This is a genomic window from Simiduia curdlanivorans (assembly GCF_030409605.1).
GTDB classification, from domain to species: domain Bacteria; phylum Pseudomonadota; class Gammaproteobacteria; order Pseudomonadales; family Cellvibrionaceae; genus Simiduia; species Simiduia curdlanivorans.
In genome coordinates this window covers 1965490-1983461 of record NZ_JAUFQG010000004.1, presented here as the reverse complement: position 1 = coordinate 1983461, position 17972 = coordinate 1965490, and the positions used below count along the sequence as shown (strand labels likewise).

Sequence of the window (17972 nt, the reverse complement as noted above, 5' to 3'; positions counted from 1 at the left end):
ATCAAACCAAGATGATGTCGTATTGTTCTTGGCTATAAAGGGTTTCCACCTGAAACTTTACTGGCCGCCCAATAAACTCCTCTAAATCAGCCACGTTGGCAGATTCTTCGTCGAGTAACCGATCGATAACAACCTGCGCACCAAGCACCAAAAAACTCTCGTTTTCGTAAGAACGGGCTTCCCGTAGAATTTCTCGAAACAATTCAAAACACACGGTTTCCACAGACTTCAATTGACCGCGACCCTGGCAAACTGGGCAGGGTGCGCACATAACCTGCCCCAAAGATTCGCGCGTGCGCTTGCGCGTCATCTCCACTAAACCAAGCTCTGATACGCCGGTGATACTTGTCTTGGCGTTATCGCGCTCCATCATCTTCTCAAGGGTTCTCAACACTTGGCGCTGATGTTCCTTATCTTGCATATCAATGAAATCAAGAATAATGATGCCACCTAAATTTCTTAGGCGCAGCTGACGAGCAATCATCGTTGCTGCTTCAAGATTGGTTTTAAATATCGTTTCTTCTAAATTGCGATGGCCAACGAAAGCGCCGGTATTGACATCCACCGTGGTCATCGCTTCTGTTTGTTCGATCAACAGATAGCCACCTGACTTCAAGGGCACTTTAGTTTCAAGTGCGCGCTCAATTTCGTCTTCGACACCGTATAGATCAAACAGTGGACGCTCGCCCGGGTAATGCTCCAGCAAACTCGCTATTTCCGGCGAGTACTGATGGGCAAATTCATTCATGCGGGCATAAACTTCACGCGAATCAACCCGAATTTTCTCTAAATTGGGCTTCACCAGATCGCGCAGCGTGCGCAGAAATAGCGGCAGGTCTTCATGCAAGACCGTGGGTACCGCGGCGGCGGAAATGGCACCGCTCAAGTTATCCCACAGCCGATAAAGAAATGGCACATCGGCCATAATTTCAGCTTCTGTGGCAAGCTCGGCAACGGTTCGAACAATAAAACCACCCCGTCCGACACCGTTATTTTCTGCGATGGCGCGCTCCACCAACAGCTTTAACCGCTCCCGTTCTGACTCTTCTTCGATGCGAGTGGAAATACCAATGTGTTCAGTTTTAGGCATGTAAACCAGGTAGCGCGAGGACAGCGAAAGGTGCGTGGTTAAGCGCGCGCCCTTAGTACCTATAGCGTCCTTGGTCACTTGCACGACTAAGGTTTGGCCCTCGTGTACGAGGCTTCGAATGTCAGGCACTTCGACCTGCCGCGCCTCCATCCCGTTTTCATCCAAGGGTGCTATATCGGCCGCATGAATAAAACCTGCGCGCTCGAGGCCAATATTGATAAACGCCGCCTGCATACCAGGCAGCACGCGCACAACTTTGCCTTTGTAAATATTGCCAACCAAACCCCTGCGCTGCGGGCGCTCGATATAGACTTCCTGTAGGACACCATTCTCCACTAGCGCAACGCGGGTTTCAGTGGGGGCCACATTGATTAACAGCTCTTCACTCATGGCTTAATCCAAGGCTCGATTTTTTACGGGTTGACACCAATAGGCTATGTCAAACTGATCAAACAGTGGGATCAGCTTCTCGATCGGCAAGCCCACCACCCCAGAGTAACTGCCCGATATCGCTTTTACAAAAGCAGCTCCCATACCCTGAATTGCGTATCCGCCCGCTTTATCAAGTCCTTCCCCGGTGAGCCAGTAGTTATCGATCATGTGGTCAGTGAGCAGGGTAAATTGAACTTGGGTTACCGATAACTCGAGTTCCGCCACTTGACCGTTGAACATACAAACACTGGTTAACACCTCGTGGCTGCGCCCGGATAGGCGCCGCCACATGGATTTGGCGTGCGCCTCGGATTCGGGCTTCTCTAAAATTTGTTCGTCGCACACCACCACTGTGTCAGCGCCCAGCACCACAGCACCCGCCGTGTTTTGACAGGCATAACCGGCGCGCGCTTTTGCTTCGGCTAAGCGACACACATAGGCGGCAGGCGATTCATGGGGGAGGGGAATTTCTTCAACATCGACGGCTATCTGTTTAAAGTTCACGCCCAGTTGCAGCAAGATTTCCTTGCGCCGAGGAGATTGAGAGGCTAAAACCAGCGGTGACTTAACCATACATCTTCCTTGGCCATCAAAACAGAATCCTCACATTATATCCCTAACCTAGGCTCAGTAGTCCTTTGCAGCGGCATATCCGTGATTAACACTGCCAACTAAGTGACCTTGTAACGCCGGCGCAACCACTGCTGCGAGCGATGAATGCCGGGCCAACACAAAGCGCTGGTCAGCGCGGGCAAGAGGAAATCTAAGCCAGTGTATTCATGTCCGGACAGCGAGTTGACCCAATTGCCAATAACCTGCTGCATGCCCACCAAGACAAACACCCAGCCGGCCTGCTGCCAAGGCGCGTAGTTGCGTAGGCGCTGATAAGACAGGAGACAGACATAGCCAATAAGCACCAGCGATAGGGCATGAAAACCCAGCATGCCACCCTCGACGATATCTTGCAGTAAGCCGACCAAACAAAGCGACACAAGACCAACACGATAAGGCAAAGCGAGCACCCAATAGGTGCACAGCAAGACGATCCAAGCGGGCCGATAGATGCTCCAACTGCCCATGGGCCAAACCGCCAATAGCAGGCCAAGGGCCAGCATTAGCGGTAAGACCCACAGATTATTGGGCTTGGGTGCCTGCACGATTCGTCTCGCTATCAAATACCAACAGTACATGGCGACTGCGATTGAGCTGTGCCTTGGGCACGGCAATCACATCGGCAAAAGGCTTGCCTGGCTCCATGGTCACAGACACTACCTCGGCCACCGGATAGCCAACGGGGAAGCGCTGCCCCAAACCGGAAGAGACGAGTAAATCACCGGCTCGAATATCCACCGTGCTCGATAGATGGCGTAACTTTAGCGAATACAAATCGCCCACGCCCTCGGCAATGGCTCGCACGCCGTTGCGGTTCACTTGTACAGGTAATGCGTGGGTGGGGTCGGTAATGAGCATGACACGACTGGTTAGGGCGGTAATATCGATAACCTGCCCCATTAAGCCATTGGCATCGAGCAAGGGCTGGCCGACATAGACGCCATCGTCACTGCCCTTATTGACCACGACGACATGGGATTGGGGATTGGGTGAAACACCGATAAGCTCGGCTACTAACACCCGGTCTTCGATCAGATCTGCCGAATTTAATAGCTGGCGCAAGCGCACGTTTTCAGCGGCCAGAGAGGCCATCTGTTGGGTCTTGCGCTTGAGCACCAAGACTTCGCCTTTTAACGCGGCATTTTGTTGCTCGAGTTCTTCGCGCGAGTTCATGCTGTCATCCAGCCACTCGCCCAGCCGCGAAGGTACATTAGACAGCCAATAGAATGGCGCGGCGATGACGCCCAGCTGCTCGCGCGCGGGATCGAGCCACGGGGTATAGCGGTTGATTAAAATCAACGCCAACATCGCCGCTATAAGCACACTGGCGCGCGATGCCGGGGAGGGCCCTTTGGTAAACAGCGGTTTGATCGTCAAGCCTCCTGTTTACAGGTTTAAGAGGACAACAGATCGATATTTCGCTTATCCATTAAGTCCATGGCCTTGCCACCGCCGCGGGCGACGCAGGTCAATGGATCGTCGGCAACAATAACCGGCAGGCCGGTTTCTTCCGACAGTAAACGGTCGATATCGCGCAACAAGGCGCCGCCGCCGGTTAATACAATACCGCTCTCGGCGATGTCTGAGGCCAATTCTGGCGGCGACTGCTCAAGCGCACTTTTTACCGCTTGCACTATGCCAGCCAAAGGTTCTTGTAAGGCCTCGAGAATTTCATCGGAGTTTAGGGTGAAGCTACGCGGCACACCCTCAGCCAAGTTGCGACCGCGCACATCAATTTCACGCACCTCGCTACCGGGGAAGGCGCAACCAATTTCTTGTTTAATGCGCTCGGCCGTGGCATCGCCGATCACCGAACCGTAGTTGCGGCGCACATAGTTAACAATGGCTTCGTCGAAACGATCGCCGCCGATGCGCACGGAATCTGAGTAGACCACACCATTCAAAGAGATAATGGCAATCTCCGTGGTGCCACCGCCGATATCCACCACCATAGAACCGGTGGCTTCTTCAACCCGCAATCCGGCACCGATAGCGGCCGCCATGGGCTCTTCAATTAAGCGCACTTCGCGCGCACCAGCACCGATAGCGGATTCGCGAATCGCCCGCTTCTCAACTTCGGTGGATAAACAAGGGACGCAAATCAGCACTCTGGGCGATGGCTGAAACCAGCTATTTTCATGCACTTTGCGAATAAAGTGCTGGAGCATTTTTTCGGTGACTTGGAAATCGGCAATCACGCCGTCTTTCAGCGGTCGAATAGCGGTGATGTTACCGGGGGTTCGACCCAACATGCGCTTCGCCTCAACGCCCACAGCTTCCACAATCTTGGAACCGTTGTGCTGGCGAATAGCAACCACTGACGGCTCATCGAGGACGATACCGCGTTCACGTACATAAATAAGTGTATTTGCCGTGCCCAAGTCGATGGACAGGTCGTTAGAAAACATACCGCGCAGGCGTTTAAACATGGGTGGGGCGCACCTTACTGCTGATAAACTGAATTGTTATTGAGGAGTCGGGCCTTGGCGTGAACCACCGTGACGCTTTTTATAGGGCTTTCACCTTATAAATTACACTTCAGGCGCCGTGTGACAGGAATCGCGCAGGTTAATGGCCACTTCGTCCATAATCCACGCACTCTAACAACGGTAGGGATTTTGAGCAAGGCGCAAATATGGTAAGTTTAGCGCCCTTTTTCACAAACCAGTGCCCTTAGACAAACTTTGACCGAACCCAGAGGGTCAAATGCTTAAAATTTGCGCGCTCAAGTACGACACCAAGATCCTGACGACGGAGAATTACCATGGCAGTGGATCGATCTGATATTGAAAAGTTGGGCGAACTCGCACGGCTAGAAATCAGCGAAGCGACAATCGACGAAGTCACCAACCGCTTAGCCAATGTGCTGGCGCTAGTGGACCAATTACAAGCAGCCGACACAGACAATGTTGCGCCCATGGCACACCCCATGGATGCCATTCAGCGCCTGCGCGCCGACTTGGTGACCGAACCCAACCAGCGCGACGCCTTCCAAGCAATAGCCCCCGCCACAGAAGATGGCCTCTACCTAGTACCCAAGGTGATCGACTGATCGTCGTATTAAGGACAACAACATGCACAACAAAACCATCGCCGAACTGAGTGCGGGCCTGCAATCAAAAGCTTGGTCTAGCGAAGAGCTCACACGCCATTTTCTCGAGCGAATAAAACGCCTAGACGGCAACTACAACAGCTTCATTACCGTCACCGAAGAGGTGGCTATGGCGCAGGCAAAAGCCGCCGATGCGAGACTTGGCCAAGGCGATACCAACCCGCTATGCGGGGTGCCCATTGCCCACAAAGATATTTTTTGCACCAAGGGTATTCGCACCAGCTGCGGCTCGAAAATGCTCGATAACTTCATCGCCCCCTACGACGCCACCGTGGTGGAAAATTATCAAGCGGCCGGCGCCGTTATGTTGGGCAAAACCAACATGGATGAATTCGCCATGGGCTCATCGAATGAAACCAGCTTCTACGGCCCGGTAAAAAACCCCTGGAATGTTAACTGTGTACCCGGTGGCTCGTCCGGTGGCTCAGCCGCGGCTGTGGCGGCGCGCCTGGCACCCGCGGCAACAGCAACCGATACCGGCGGCTCAATCCGTCAGCCGGCGGCACTGTGTGGTTTAACCGGCTTAAAACCCACCTATGGCCGGGTATCGCGCTGGGGCATGATTGCCTTCGCATCGAGCCTCGATCAAGCTGGTCCATTGACCCGCACCGCCGAAGACGCCGCGCTGATGATGAATGCCATGGCATCTTTCGACGCCAAAGACTCCACCAACATCGACCGCGACGTACCCGATTACCGCGCCAATCTAAATGACTCACTCGAGGGCTTAACCCTCGGCGTACCAAAGGAATATTTCGGTGAAGGCTTAGACGCCGGTACGCAACAAGCCGTCGAGGCCGCCATCAAACAATACCAAGCCATGGGCGCCAAGGTTAAAGAGATTAGCTTGCCCCACTCTGCCTTGGCGGTACCGGCTTACTATGTGATCGCACCGGCCGAGTGCTCGGCCAACTTGTCGCGTTTTGACGGCGTTCGCTACGGTTACCGCTGCGAAAACCCAACGGATTTATCCGACCTGTACAAGCGCTCGCGCGGCGAAGCCTTCGGCGAAGAAGTTCAGCGCCGCATTTTGATCGGCACCTATTGCCTATCGGCCGGCTATTACGATGCCTATTACCGCAAGGCACAAAAAGTGCGCCGCTTGATCAAACAAGATTTTGTCGAGGCCTTTAAGGAAGTAGATCTCGTGGTTGGGCCAACCTCGCCGTCACCGGCCTTCGCCTTTGGCGCCAAGGGTGCGGACCCGATAGCCATGTACTTGGAAGATATCTACACCATCGCCACCAACCTAGCCGGCCTACCGGGCATGTCTATCCCCTGTGGTTTGGTGGACAGCAAGCCCGTTGGCCTACAACTGATTGGCAATTACTTTGAAGAGGCGCGCATGCTCAACGCCGCGCACAAATTCCAACAGGCAACCAACTTCCACCAACTGGCGCCGCAAGGCATCGAATAGGCCACATAATTAAGGAGTCATCCCTATGCAATGGGAAACGGTAATCGGCCTAGAAGTGCACGTGCAACTGGCCACAGCAACCAAAATATTTTCCGGCGCCAGCACGGCTTTTGGCGCTGAACCCAACACACAAGCCTGCGCCATCGACCTCGCCATGCCGGGCACACTGCCCGTGGTCAACGAGCAAGCCTACCGCTACGCCACCATGTTTGGCTTGGCAATCAATGCCGATATCGGCAAGCGCTCCTTTTTTGAGCGCAAAAATTATTTTTACCCCGATCTGCCCAAGGGCTATCAAACGACACAGCTGGAAGCCCCCATCGTCGGCGCCGGTATCGTTGAGATCGAATTGAGCGGCGGACGCACAAAGCAGGTGCGCATCCACCATGCCCACCTAGAGGAAGATGCGGGTAAATCCCTGCACGAAGACTACCACGGCATGAGCGGTATCGATTTGAACCGCGCCGGCACACCGCTGATTGAAATTGTCTCCGAACCCGATATGCGCAACGCCGAAGAGGCGGTGGCGTTTGCGAAAAAATTACACTCGATTGTAACGTCGCTCGGCATTTGCGATGGCGAAATGTCGCAGGGCTCCATGCGTTTCGATGTCAACATTTCCGTGCGCCCCATGGGCGAAGAAAAACTCGGCACCCGCACCGAAACGAAAAACTTGAACTCCTTCCGCTTCATGGAAGAGGCCATCAAATTAGAAGTTGAGCGCCAAATCGATTTGATCGAAGACGGCGGCACCGTACGGCAAGAAACCCGGCTGTATAACGGCGAACGCAAAGAAGCCCGGTCTATGCGCTCGAAGGAAGAGGCAAACGACTACCGCTATTTCCCCTGCCCCGATCTACTGCCCGTTATCCTCGACGACGCGTACATCGAGGCGGTGCGCGCCAGCCTGCCCGAACTGCCAAACGCCCGTCGTGCACGCTTTATCGAGAGCTACCAACTATCCGATTACGATGCAGCACAATTGGCTGACGATTTAACAACAGCCCAGTTCTTCGAAAAAGCGGTACTGGCATCTGGCGAAGCGAAGCTATCGGCCAACTGGATCATGGGCGAATTGGCGGCGCGTTTAAACACCGACGATTTAAGTCTATCTGCCAGCCCTGTAAGCGCCGAGCAATTAGGCGGCATGATTGCGCGCATTAAAGATGGCACCATCTCCAGCAAGCAAGCCAAAGACGTGTTCGATGGTCTCTGGGCCGGCGAAGGCGACGCCGATACGATTATCGAAGCGCGTGGTCTCAAGCAGGTATCCGATACGGGTGCCCTCGAAGCCATGGCCGACGAGATCATCGCGGCTAGCCCGAAACAGGTAGAAAACTATCGCGCAGCTGACGCCGACAAGCGACCTAAAATGCTCGGTTTCTTCGTGGGCCAAATCATGAAAGCGTCGAAGGGGCAGGCAAACCCGCAAGCCATCAATGACATTCTGTTGAAGAAGCTGAACGAACTCCTTTAAATTTACATTACCATTGACTTGGTGCAGCCCCTGGCTGCATCGCAACAGGTTTACCCATATGTCACTCAAGAAAGATAAACAAAAAGTTCTCGGCGAAGTATTTAGCGATGAACAAGTAAAAACCTTTTTAGATGTCACTCCACCAGCCGGCATTGATGCCGATTTTCACTGCCTAGAAAAAGCCTACCGCGGCATGGTAGCGGAAAATTTCGCAACCTTTGTGCGTTTTTTCCTCGAAGCCGGTAGGGATATCAACGCCACAAACGCCGACGGACACACACTGCTAACCTTGGCCAAACAACATCGCCAAGGCGATGAGTATGCAGCCATACTGGCCGACGCCGGCGCACACTAAGCACTACCACAAGGGATTTAAATGTTCGCACTGAATGGCAACCCAACCTCAGGCCCAGCCTCGCTCTCGCTCGGCTTAAAGCTCATTCTGCACCCAGAATTGCGGCTGTTTATTTTAGTGCCGATGATCATTAACGTGGTTTTATTCTTTGTGGTAACCGCTTGGCTATTAAGCGAATTCGGCCTGCTGATGGATGGCATGATGAGCTATCTTCCTGGCTGGCTTAGTTTTTTAGGCAGTATTCTGTGGCTATTCGCGGCCTTTCTGGTGATATTTGTCTACGGCTATAGCTTTAGCATTATCACCAACCTAATCGCCGCACCCTTTAACGGCATACTCGCGGAAAAAATAGAAGAGAAATTAACGGGCATTGCGCCCCCAGCCGAACCGCTGCAGCAGATGATTCCGAGAACGCTGCTACGGGAATTGCTGAAATTGTGGTATTTCATCTCCCGCGGTTTCTTGGTGCTACTGCTCATGTTCGCGCTAGCCTTCATTCCCCTTGTGAACTTACTGGCGCCGGTCATTGGCGTACTGTGGGGTGCTTGGTGCATGTCTATTCAATATGTAGACTATGCATCCGACAACCATAAAACGCCGTTTAAATCCCTGCGCCAACAACTCGGCAGCCAAACACTCGGCAGCTATAGCTTTGGCGGCCTCGTGATGCTCGGCAATATGGTGCCAGTATTGAATATTTTCGTCATGCCCATCGCCGTTGCCGGTGCGACGGTGTTTTGGTTAAAGGATATTCAAGGCAAACCATTAGACCCCTCTAGGTTGCTGAAGCCTTAAACCTCATCTTCGTCTTCATCGTCGTCGCCAACCACTAAGTTTCGACCGGCATCCTTGGCCCGGAAAAGAAACTTATCGGCAACGGCGAGCTGCTCATCCATGGAGCTACACAACTGGTTGGTAACACCGGCACTAAAGCCAAGATAAAGTTCAGTGCCGTCGGCTAATACCACTGGCCGCGAGGCAAGCATTTGACGCAATTGTGAGATAAGAGATTGCGCTTGATCATTGTCCAACCCCGGCAACAATACAAAAAACTCTGCGCCACCGGCTCTGGCAACGAGAAAGCGCTTGAGCTTAGCATTTAACAGGTTTGCCACTTCGACCAGCACTCGATCACCCGCTTCATGGCCGTAGGTGTCATTAATTTTTTTAAAGTGATCTAAATCGATGAGCACAGCGGCAAGTTGGGCTTGATTCTGCAAGGCCTCCTGGTGAAGGGGCTCGGCCTGCTCGAAAAAGTAACGCCGATTCCACGCCCCGGTTAAATAGTCTTTAGAAGCCGCCGCTCGAATTTGCTGGATCAGCTCCAAAGATTCCACGTTGTGCCTGACCCGACAGGTAAATTCCTCATAGTTAAACGGCTTGTGTAGGAAGTCATTGGCACCATTTTTAATGAACTGCGCCGACAGCGATTTTTCCCCGCGGCCAGATAAACCGATAATCACCAAGTCACTTTTTTCATATTTGTAACGAATATTTTTAACCAGCTCAATGCCATCCATAATGGGCATATTAAAGTCGGTTATCACCAGCTTAATCTCTTCATGTGCCAGTAATAACTTGATCGCCTCAACGCCATTACAGGCGGTTAAAACAATAAACTGCTGACGCTTTAACAGCTCGGATATATAGCGTCGAGAGGTCTCCGAATCATCAACAACCAGCACCGTGGTGGCTTGATTGTGCGCAAGCCGGTGCACCACACCGATCGCATATTCATAGGAGTAACGGCCCTCTTTAACCACATAATCAACGATGCCTTTGGCCAGTATTTTCTCGCGCCGCTCTTCGTCGTAACTGCCGGTGAGCACGATGGTAGGTATGCCTTCCGCCAAGATAAGATCGACCACTTCGCCATCTGGCGCATCGGGCAAGTTTAAATCTGCCAAAGCCGCGAATAACTGCCCGCTATTGCGTGCTAACTGCTCTTTTGCCTCAGCCAAACTAGACGCGTACACCGCCTCGAGGCCGTCATCCAACTTCACAACATGGCGTACGACTTTAGTGACCAGCTGACTGTCTTCCACCACTAATATTCGTTTCATGCCGTGCCGTCCTAAACATTTTCGCTGAGATGTCTATTAGTCTAGACCGGAAATAAAAAACCCGGCGCTTGCCGGGTTAGTTAATTAGCGTGATCTATGGCCGCCTGAGCGCTGACCACCCGATCGGTGGCCACCACTTCGGGACGAGCCGCCGGAGCGGCTGCCGCTAGACGGTCTAGGCCCTCGAGAGCGCTTGGCCGGTGGCAGCAAGGCTGGCGTAGGTGCGAGCAAGACTTCAGGCGGCTGTTCACATTTCAACGGCGCGCCCAACAAATCGCCGATAGGCATCAAGCGGAAGGCGTCATCTTCACAGGCAAAACTTACTGACGTGCCATGGCTACCGGCTCGGCCTGTGCGACCAATGCGATGCACATAATCTTCCGGCTCTTCAGGCAGGGTAAAATTAACCACATGACTGATGCCGCTAATATGAATACCGCGCCCGGCCACATCGGTTGCTACTAACACTTTCAATTTGCCGGATTTAAAATCATCCAGTGTTTTTACGCGCTTATTTTGTGCCACTTCACCCGATAACAAACCGGCTTTAAAACCGTGGGCAAGCAATTGCTCGTGCAGGCGTCGACACTCGTCGCGCCGATTGGCAAATACAATCAAACTCTCGACGTTATCTTGATTCAACAAATTGTACAGCAGTGTGTACTTCTCCTCGGTGCTAGCAAGATAGACAAACTGCTCGACGGTATCTGTCGCCACAGATTCAGGCTCAATCTCAATGCGTACAGGGTCGACGGTCCACTGCTCAGCCAAGCTCAATACATCATCGGTAAAGGTGGCCGAAAACAGCAAGGTTTGACGCTGGGATTTCTGCGGTGTCTGGCGAATGATTCTGCGCACCTGTGGAATGAAACCCATGTCTAACATGCGATCAGCTTCATCGAGCACCAGAATTTCAACATGGTCTAAATAGCAATCGCGATTGCCAGTGAAGTCGATGAGCCGGCCCGGTGTAGCCACCAGAATGTCGACCAGCTCGCCGTGTAGGCGCTGCTGCTGCTTGCCATAGTCCATACCGCCCACGAGGGTGTGCACGGTTAAATCGGTGTACTTGGTCAGCAACTTGGCATCGTCGGCAATTTGAATAACCAATTCACGGGTAGGGGCGATAATAAGCGCGCGCGCCTCACCGGCGAAGCGCTCGCCTTTAATCGGGTTATTCATCAACTCGTCGATGATGGCAATCAAAAAAGCGGCGGTTTTACCGGTGCCGGTTTGCGCCTTGCCAACTAAGTCGTCGCCGTTGAGTGCGTAGGGTAAAGACTGCGCCTGAATGGGCGATGCGTACTCAAAACCGAGATCGGCAATGGCGTGCATAAGCGGTAGCGGTAAATCTAAGTCATGGAAGCGCGTCTTATCGGCAACCTTAGCTACCTTAAATTCAGAGATATCCCAGTTGTCCGGGGCCTTGATGGCTTGAGTGGCATCTTTTGCCGTGGCGCCTTCGCGCTTTGCGCCTCGGCCGCGATTACCTTGGCGGCTAGCGCTGTGGCGCGTGCGGGAATCCGTACCGCCCTGAGTATCAGATTTCTCAGGTCGAGGCGCTCGACTCGCCTTTTTGGTGTCTGAACTGCGATGTTGCTTGGGTTCTTGCCTGCCTTCACTGGGCTTGGGCGCTGACTGCTTGCCGCCCACTAAGTTTTTTATAAATTTGACGATCAATGTGGAATACTCACCGGATTAAGGCGCGGGAGTATAACACGGCAGGCTTAACTGCGTGTATTTTGACCAACCAAAGCACTAAATTAAGCTAAGATTCGTCAATTACACCCATTTTATAGTTATTTCGGCCCTGATTTTTGACCTGATAAAGCGCCGAATCGGCCGCTTTAAAAATGGTCCGCAATGGGTTTGGCCCAGATAAATATTCCGGTAGCGGCTCGCCGGCGAAAATAGACACGGCGCCAACGCTGATGGTCAAGTAGCCAAACGATGACCCCGCATGAGTAATTTTCTGCTCGCGCACCGCAGCGCAGAGACACTGACACAAGGCCTCAACCGCCTCACAACTCGCGCCCACTAAAACCATCGAAAACTCTTCACCACCATAACGCGCCGTAAGCGCCTCTAGGTTGGGCTGAAAAGATTGCAGCAACTGCCCCACTTGACTCAAGACGCGATCGCCGGCGGCGTGGCCATAGCTATCATTATATTTTTTGAAAAAGTCGATATCGATCAGAATAAGGCTATAAGTGCTGCGCTGAGCTTTAGCCTTTTCCCAAGACTCATCCATAAACTGATCGAGATAGCGCCGATTAGCCAACCCCGTTAAGCCATCAGATATGGAGGCCAAGTGTAACTTAGCGTGCTTTTTTCTCGCTAGATCCTGCTGCCGGCAAACTTCGTCAAGCAGCAAGTTAAATTGACCAGCCAATCGCTCCAACTCACCGTAACTTTTTATCGCTAGGCGGTTTTCGTAGCTGCCAGACTCCGTGATGTCATCCATCTGCTGGCCCATAGCCGTCAAAGGCCTCACCAACCAAAACTTTACTGCAAGTGCCAAACCCACCAACAGCAACAAAGCTGCAATCACGCCGATTAGTATCGATTGGGAAAACAAGCGATACTCTGGCCCCAACGCCTCAAACTGAATACTCAATAAAAACAAAGGCTCGCCGTCAATATCCTTTAACAGCCAAGCTAGTTGATTATCGGTATTGCGAACATTTTCGGGCTGGGACAAAAGATGGCGCGAGGAACTCTCTAACGCTGCCCCGCCTCGCTCTAAAAACTGAGCCGTTAAATCTAACTTAGTCTGTTCGGCCAGCGACTCGAAATATTCATCGTCCAGCCAGGCCCACATGACCAATGTGCCGCGGCTATTTAACGCACCGCCACCAAGATTGGTTGGGAATATGGGAGACGCTGAATAAATTAAGGCGCCTGCGCGCGCCTTAATATAACCTTGGCGCGTTTCAAATTTACCCAGCACTGGTTTTTGCGGCTCAATATAAAAAGCCTCTAACAGCTGCGCATTAGAAACCGGCGGCTGCAATAATGGTGCGTCGCCATGCCCGTCGTAATGAATATGCAAACCATAATGCCAAATCACATTACCCTGCGTATCGAGAAATATAACACCATCTAATTCATTATCGACCAAGGTACGCTGATCGAAATTACTCTCGATAAATGCATCATTTGGCTGGGTCACAAATTCGAAGGCGTCGTTCCACAAGGCATTATCCGCCACGCGGCTCTGATAAAGTGCCAGCCGCTGAGCCAAAGCGTTATCCACCCTTAACCTATCCTTGTTGTCGGCCGCCTCAATTAACTGCAACATCACGGGAAGATTGACGTAATACCTAACCCCCAACTGCGCCACCAACAAAAAAATAAAGGCCACGCAACCCAACCACATGGCTCTCGTGCGCAGCAAGTAGCCCCGCTGAAAAGTAAATCGCTGCACACCTACCCCTAATTTGATGGCTCACTGGTCAGTGTAGACCTTAGTAAGACGCTGGCTAGCCTAGGGTAGCAGTCGGCCGTTTCTGCACTATGCTTTGAGCCGACAAATTGAAAATAGAGGTCGCGCCATGCCACTGAAAGCAATGATGAACAACGCTCAGCAACTACCCAACATCCCGAAAATTGTACAAGAATTGATCGAAAGCTTTGGCGACAATAACGTCAACACCGATGCCATTGCAAAAAAAATCGCCTCCGACCAAGTGCTCACCGCCAAGGTGTTGCGCATGGCCAATTCTGCCCGCTATGGCGGCAATCGTAAAATAGGCTCGGTAAATGACGCAGTGGTAATTTTGGGTTTTAACGCCCTGAGAACACTGGTGTTAGCGTCGGGTCTAACCTCGGCGTTTAAAACGCCAGAAAGCTTCGATATCAAACAATTCTGGCGCAACAGCTTTACCTGTGCGGCACTGTGTAAATGGCTGGCAAAATTTACTAAGCTAGACCCAGAAGTCGCCTTTACCTGCGGCATGATGCACAACATTGGCGGCCTACTCATCCACACCCTAGCACCCGATAAAGCCGCGGAAATTGACGGCGCAGTAAGCCAAGGGCTGGACCGAAAACAAACACAAGACCTTCAACTCGGCTTCGACTTCACCGATGCCGGTGCAGAACTGGCGCAAAACTGGCGCTTCCCAAGTGACATCGTTGACGCTGTGCGCTTTCAATTGTCGCCAGGTCAATCTGCGCCCTACGCCAAGCTCGTCTATCTGGCGATATTTATTCTCTCTATGAACGCCAGTAAACACCCCGAGCAGATGCAGGCAGAATTCCCAGACCAGCTGGCAGAATCCATTGGTATCAATGTCGAGCAAATGAAGGATAAGTTGGCCGAAACCAAAACCCTTGACTCAGGCCTAGACGCGCTACTGGGCTAATGCTGCGCCCAAGGGGCGCCAAACACTGCCCAAGCCCGGCTCAGAGGTAACAACGCTAATATCGTAGCCCTTGGGGCCGACGGCAATACCGGTCACGTTAAACCCGTCCAAACGGAATGCCGGATAGGCCTCTGCGTCAAAGGGTAATGACCAAATAACCGTGCCCGGCCCACCCGCGTCGGCAACCGCCAACCACCGGCCGCGCGCATCCTCATAGGCGCCTGATAGATCGCGCTCAAGCAGCGTCGGATAGCTATCGATAGGCTTTAGATTCGCGAGCTTATAGCCCTCGAAGACGTAATCGGCGGAAAGATTTTGCTCATGGCTAAACAGCGATACTGCCATGGTCGTTTGTGATGCCTCGCCACAACTGAATGCCGTTAAAGCCAGTGATTGTGGTAACAAGGCCCGCCCCAAGATGGCAGATCTTGGAGTTTTCGACCAATTTCGCACTTGAATATGCACGAGTGCGGACTGGCCATCTGGCTGAGCGATGGCGGCCACAACCTCGCCGTCATAACCTTTGACCGCGCAAAGGCCGATCAGCTGCCCAGCCAAATACCCTTCCCAATCGTCAATTCTTATGGCGCGAAAACCCAAGCCCGCGTCATCGTATTTCAGCAGACCGAATTGATTGGCCGCCCCAGATGCCACCAAGTAGGTGCCCTGCCCCAGCTCGGCCACACCGCGAAACTCGCTCTTCTGCTGCGCCGGCGCAGCACCGAGATGCCCCCAAACCAACACAATGACCAGACCCCACGATAGTAGGTGCATTACCGCGTTAATCATGACTCGATATCCCTTGTCCCAAAGCCGTGCATCATACCCGAGACAGCAAGCCTGAGTCGCAACCTGCTGTTGCGAAGTGCAAGCGCTGTCCTATAAACTCCGCCTGTGATATAAAACGCCACTCGCTCGATACGCCCTAGTTAGGGAAAAGCGCCCATAACGACAAAATATCCAACCTAAAGACACCTTTGGTACATGGCATTACCTAAAAAATCAATGCTCGAACAACTGTTTGACAGCCATGCTACGGGATTGGTGCGCTACCTGACTCGAAAGATGAAGAGTGCGCAAGATGCTGAAGATATCGCACAAAACGCCTTCATCCGCATACAAAAGCTGGCCGAAGCGGGCGAGTTGGAAAACCCGAAAGCCTACCTTTACCAAACCGCATCCAATCTCGCGATCGACCAAATCAGACGAGAAAAGCTACACAGCAATTACCTTCAAGGCGAGGTTACAAGGCAACTAGCCGACTACGAAATTCCAGGCGCCATGCCGGATTACTGCACGCCAGAGCGATTACTCGCCGCGAAACAGCAACTCAACGAAATGGAAAAGGCTATCGGCAAGCTACCCCTGAAGTGCCGCCAAGCGTTCCTGCTACACCGCCTAAAAGGCCTCTCCTATGCGGAAATTGCGCAAGAAATGGCAATTTCAGTATCAAGTGTCGAAAAATACATCCTGCAAGCACTAAAAGCGTGCAGAAAAGCACTAGAAAGGGTCGGCGCGAGCGAAATTTAGCGCTAGATCACTTTTTCCACATCTTTTCTTGCGCACATTGAATCCCTGTTCGTCTAAATGACTGAAAGGGCACAACAAGGGTGCCAATTCAATTATCCCTGTGCTAATATCGCGCGCCCTGCACGGGACATATTTGAGATAAAACAAGCGTTTGACAGCAATAAATAGCTACAAACACTGTGAAAATCGACGAATTAAAACTTTTTAGCGACGAGAAGGCTATAAAGACCGCGCTAAGATAGCGAAAATACGGTTGCTATAACTAGAGTAAAACTAGTCATAGCCGGCGTTAAGATGACGATGAATTATTTGGTTATGGCAGTGTCCAAGACCAGCCAGCCTACTCACAACTCGATAGGCTTGCGCAAGAAAGTAGAAGGCCATAAGGGAGCAAACTCCAATATCGCCAGCTTTAACTAAAACCCAGTTGTTAATGATGCACATGCATCGCAGGAATAGAAGTGAACGCAGCAGAGCAAAACCAATTATCACTCGAAGCTAGCGGCTGGATAGCCCGCTTACGCTCTGATGCTGCCACTCACGCCGACAAAGCTGCATTTTCAAGCTGGTTAAATCGCGATGCAAACCACGAGCTCGCGTTTGACAATGCCTTAAGCGACTGGCAAACCGCCAGCGCACTAAAATACTCACGCCAAGCACAAGCCCTGCTTCTGCCAAGCCAGCAGTCAAGCCACTCTTTTAGCACATGGTTTTTCAACTGGCAGTCTGCAGCTCTGGCCTCCATAGTGCTTGCCGCATTCGTCGGCCTTGGCCTACTCAAAACGGCACCCAGTGCCGATGTCGATACGCTTTACTACGCAACCGAGGTCGGCGAGCAAAAAAGTATTAACCTGCCCGATGGCTCGACTATCAATCTAAACACCAACTCGCAAATCCACGTTCAGTATTCAGATTCTGAGCGCAGGCTGATATTAGACGGCGGCGAAGCCTTTTTCAAAGTCGCCTCGAACCGAGCTAGACCCTTTGTTGTTGACGTTGGCGAAGGCACTGTTACAGCCGTGGGCACTGCCTTTGGCGTTAATCGCGATGCCTCAAATATCAAAGTCACCGTCATCGAAGGTATAGTCAGCGTTAAAGAAAGAGAAACCCAACCGCAGATAAAACCCGAATCATTATTGGTCAAAGCCGATGAAGGGCTTTCAATTGACCTGCAGGGGCTGTCTAGCGTTCAAGCGACCAATGCTCATCAGGCGCTAGCCTGGAGAAACAAGCTGTTAGTGCTCGAAAATCAACCACTGACGGCGGCACTGAGCGAACTTAATCGCTATCTCAAGCAGCCCGTGGACAGCTCTGATCCATCACTTGCTAAGCTGAGGGTCTCTGGCACCTTTAGTTTGCAAACGCCAGAGTCCACACTGACCGCTCTTATCACCACATTTGACCTACAGCAGGACACCAGCGGCGACAGCGCTCGCTTGTATGCTCGTAGCGAATAATATATAACCTCTCTAGTAAACGAATCCATTTGAGGCACACCTCGAGTGGGTTTTGTCTAT

General features: G+C 52.2%; 17 protein-coding genes. 8 read left to right on the top strand and 9 right to left on the bottom strand.

The features are described from left to right. Nucleotide 1: 1 nt before the first annotated feature. The 5 genes from rng to QWY82_RS08815 all read right to left on the bottom strand — a co-directional run bounded on the left by rng (nucleotide 2) and on the right by QWY82_RS08815 (nucleotide 4563). Entirely contained in the window at nucleotides 2-1480 is a 1479-nt protein-coding gene (rng, locus tag QWY82_RS08835; protein ID WP_290261466.1) for a ribonuclease G, read from the bottom strand. Between the two features lie 3 nt (nucleotides 1481-1483). Beyond that, nucleotides 1484-2095, bottom strand: a complete 612-nt coding sequence (locus QWY82_RS08830) for a Maf family protein (RefSeq protein WP_290261464.1) — start codon at nucleotides 2093-2095, stop codon at nucleotides 1484-1486. 98 nt (nucleotides 2096-2193) lie between these two features. Then, the gene (gene mreD / locus QWY82_RS08825; protein ID WP_290261462.1) at nucleotides 2194-2679 is read right to left on the bottom strand and encodes a rod shape-determining protein MreD; all 486 of its coding nucleotides are present in this window, start codon (nucleotides 2677-2679) and stop codon (nucleotides 2194-2196) included. Then, the gene (gene mreC / locus QWY82_RS08820; protein ID WP_380736339.1) at nucleotides 2657-3505 is read right to left on the bottom strand and encodes a rod shape-determining protein MreC; all 849 of its coding nucleotides are present in this window, start codon (nucleotides 3503-3505) and stop codon (nucleotides 2657-2659) included. The genes mreD and mreC overlap by 23 nt, the downstream gene beginning before the upstream one ends. 23 nt (nucleotides 3506-3528) lie before the next feature. Then, nucleotides 3529-4563 carry a rod shape-determining protein gene (locus QWY82_RS08815; protein WP_290261460.1) on the bottom strand — a complete coding sequence of 345 codons (1035 nt, stop codon included), beginning with the start codon at nucleotides 4561-4563 and terminating at the stop codon, nucleotides 3529-3531. Nucleotides 4564-4898: 335 nt separating this feature from the next. Here QWY82_RS08815 and gatC point away from each other — a divergent pair, with 335 nt between their 5' ends. The 5 genes from gatC to cysZ are packed head-to-tail and all read left to right on the top strand — an operon-like array spanning nucleotide 4899 to nucleotide 9290. Continuing rightward, nucleotides 4899-5186 (top strand): Asp-tRNA(Asn)/Glu-tRNA(Gln) amidotransferase subunit GatC, encoded by a 288-nt coding sequence (gatC, locus tag QWY82_RS08810; RefSeq protein WP_290261458.1) that lies wholly within the window; start codon nucleotides 4899-4901, stop codon nucleotides 5184-5186. A 22-nt stretch (nucleotides 5187-5208) separates the two neighbouring features. Continuing rightward, nucleotides 5209-6663, top strand: coding sequence for an Asp-tRNA(Asn)/Glu-tRNA(Gln) amidotransferase subunit GatA (gatA, locus tag QWY82_RS08805; protein WP_290261457.1), 1455 nt, complete (start codon nucleotides 5209-5211; stop codon nucleotides 6661-6663). Between the two features lie 25 nt (nucleotides 6664-6688). After that, the gene (gene gatB, locus QWY82_RS08800; protein WP_290261455.1) at nucleotides 6689-8140 is read left to right on the top strand and encodes an Asp-tRNA(Asn)/Glu-tRNA(Gln) amidotransferase subunit GatB; all 1452 of its coding nucleotides are present in this window, start codon (nucleotides 6689-6691) and stop codon (nucleotides 8138-8140) included. A 58-nt stretch (nucleotides 8141-8198) separates the two neighbouring features. Then, nucleotides 8199-8495, top strand: coding sequence for a PA4642 family protein (locus QWY82_RS08795; protein WP_290261453.1), 297 nt, complete (start codon nucleotides 8199-8201; stop codon nucleotides 8493-8495). 21 nt (nucleotides 8496-8516) lie between these two features. Further along, complete coding sequence (gene cysZ, locus QWY82_RS08790; RefSeq protein WP_290261451.1) at nucleotides 8517-9290, top strand: sulfate transporter CysZ; 774 nt, start codon at nucleotides 8517-8519, stop codon at nucleotides 9288-9290. Here cysZ and QWY82_RS08785 read toward each other — a convergent pair. The 3 genes from QWY82_RS08785 to QWY82_RS08775 form a co-directional block, all read right to left on the bottom strand. Next, nucleotides 9287-10558, bottom strand: coding sequence for a diguanylate cyclase (locus QWY82_RS08785; RefSeq protein ID WP_290261449.1), 1272 nt, complete (start codon nucleotides 10556-10558; stop codon nucleotides 9287-9289). The two genes, cysZ and QWY82_RS08785, sit on opposite strands and share 4 nt — an antisense overlap. 84 nt (nucleotides 10559-10642) lie before the next feature. After that, the gene (gene rhlB / locus QWY82_RS08780) at nucleotides 10643-11989 is read right to left on the bottom strand and encodes an ATP-dependent RNA helicase RhlB (protein WP_435431472.1); all 1347 of its coding nucleotides are present in this window, start codon (nucleotides 11987-11989) and stop codon (nucleotides 10643-10645) included. Between the two features lie 337 nt (nucleotides 11990-12326). Beyond that, a complete protein-coding gene (locus QWY82_RS08775) occupies nucleotides 12327-13985 on the bottom strand; it encodes a diguanylate cyclase (protein ID WP_290261446.1) in 1659 nt (552 codons plus the stop codon). A 127-nt stretch (nucleotides 13986-14112) separates the two neighbouring features. On the opposite strand from QWY82_RS08775, the gene QWY82_RS08770 reads away from it, so the two are divergent. Beyond that, nucleotides 14113-14925: an HDOD domain-containing protein gene (locus tag QWY82_RS08770; RefSeq protein WP_290261444.1), complete on the top strand. Its 813-nt coding sequence runs from the start codon at nucleotides 14113-14115 to the stop codon at nucleotides 14923-14925. Here QWY82_RS08770 and QWY82_RS08765 read toward each other — a convergent pair. Then, nucleotides 14914-15714 (bottom strand): hypothetical protein, encoded by an 801-nt coding sequence (locus QWY82_RS08765; protein ID WP_290261443.1) that lies wholly within the window; start codon nucleotides 15712-15714, stop codon nucleotides 14914-14916. The genes QWY82_RS08770 and QWY82_RS08765 overlap by 12 nt on opposite strands. A 195-nt stretch (nucleotides 15715-15909) precedes the next feature. Here QWY82_RS08765 and QWY82_RS08760 point away from each other — a divergent pair, with 195 nt between their 5' ends. Together QWY82_RS08760 and QWY82_RS08755 are read left to right on the top strand one after the other, a co-directional pair. After that, a complete protein-coding gene (locus QWY82_RS08760; RefSeq protein ID WP_290261441.1) occupies nucleotides 15910-16455 on the top strand; it encodes an RNA polymerase sigma factor in 546 nt (181 codons plus the stop codon). Between the two features lie 461 nt (nucleotides 16456-16916). After that, nucleotides 16917-17912 carry a FecR family protein gene (locus tag QWY82_RS08755; protein WP_290261438.1) on the top strand — a complete coding sequence of 332 codons (996 nt, stop codon included), beginning with the start codon at nucleotides 16917-16919 and terminating at the stop codon, nucleotides 17910-17912. Nucleotides 17913-17972 lie beyond the last annotated feature (60 nt).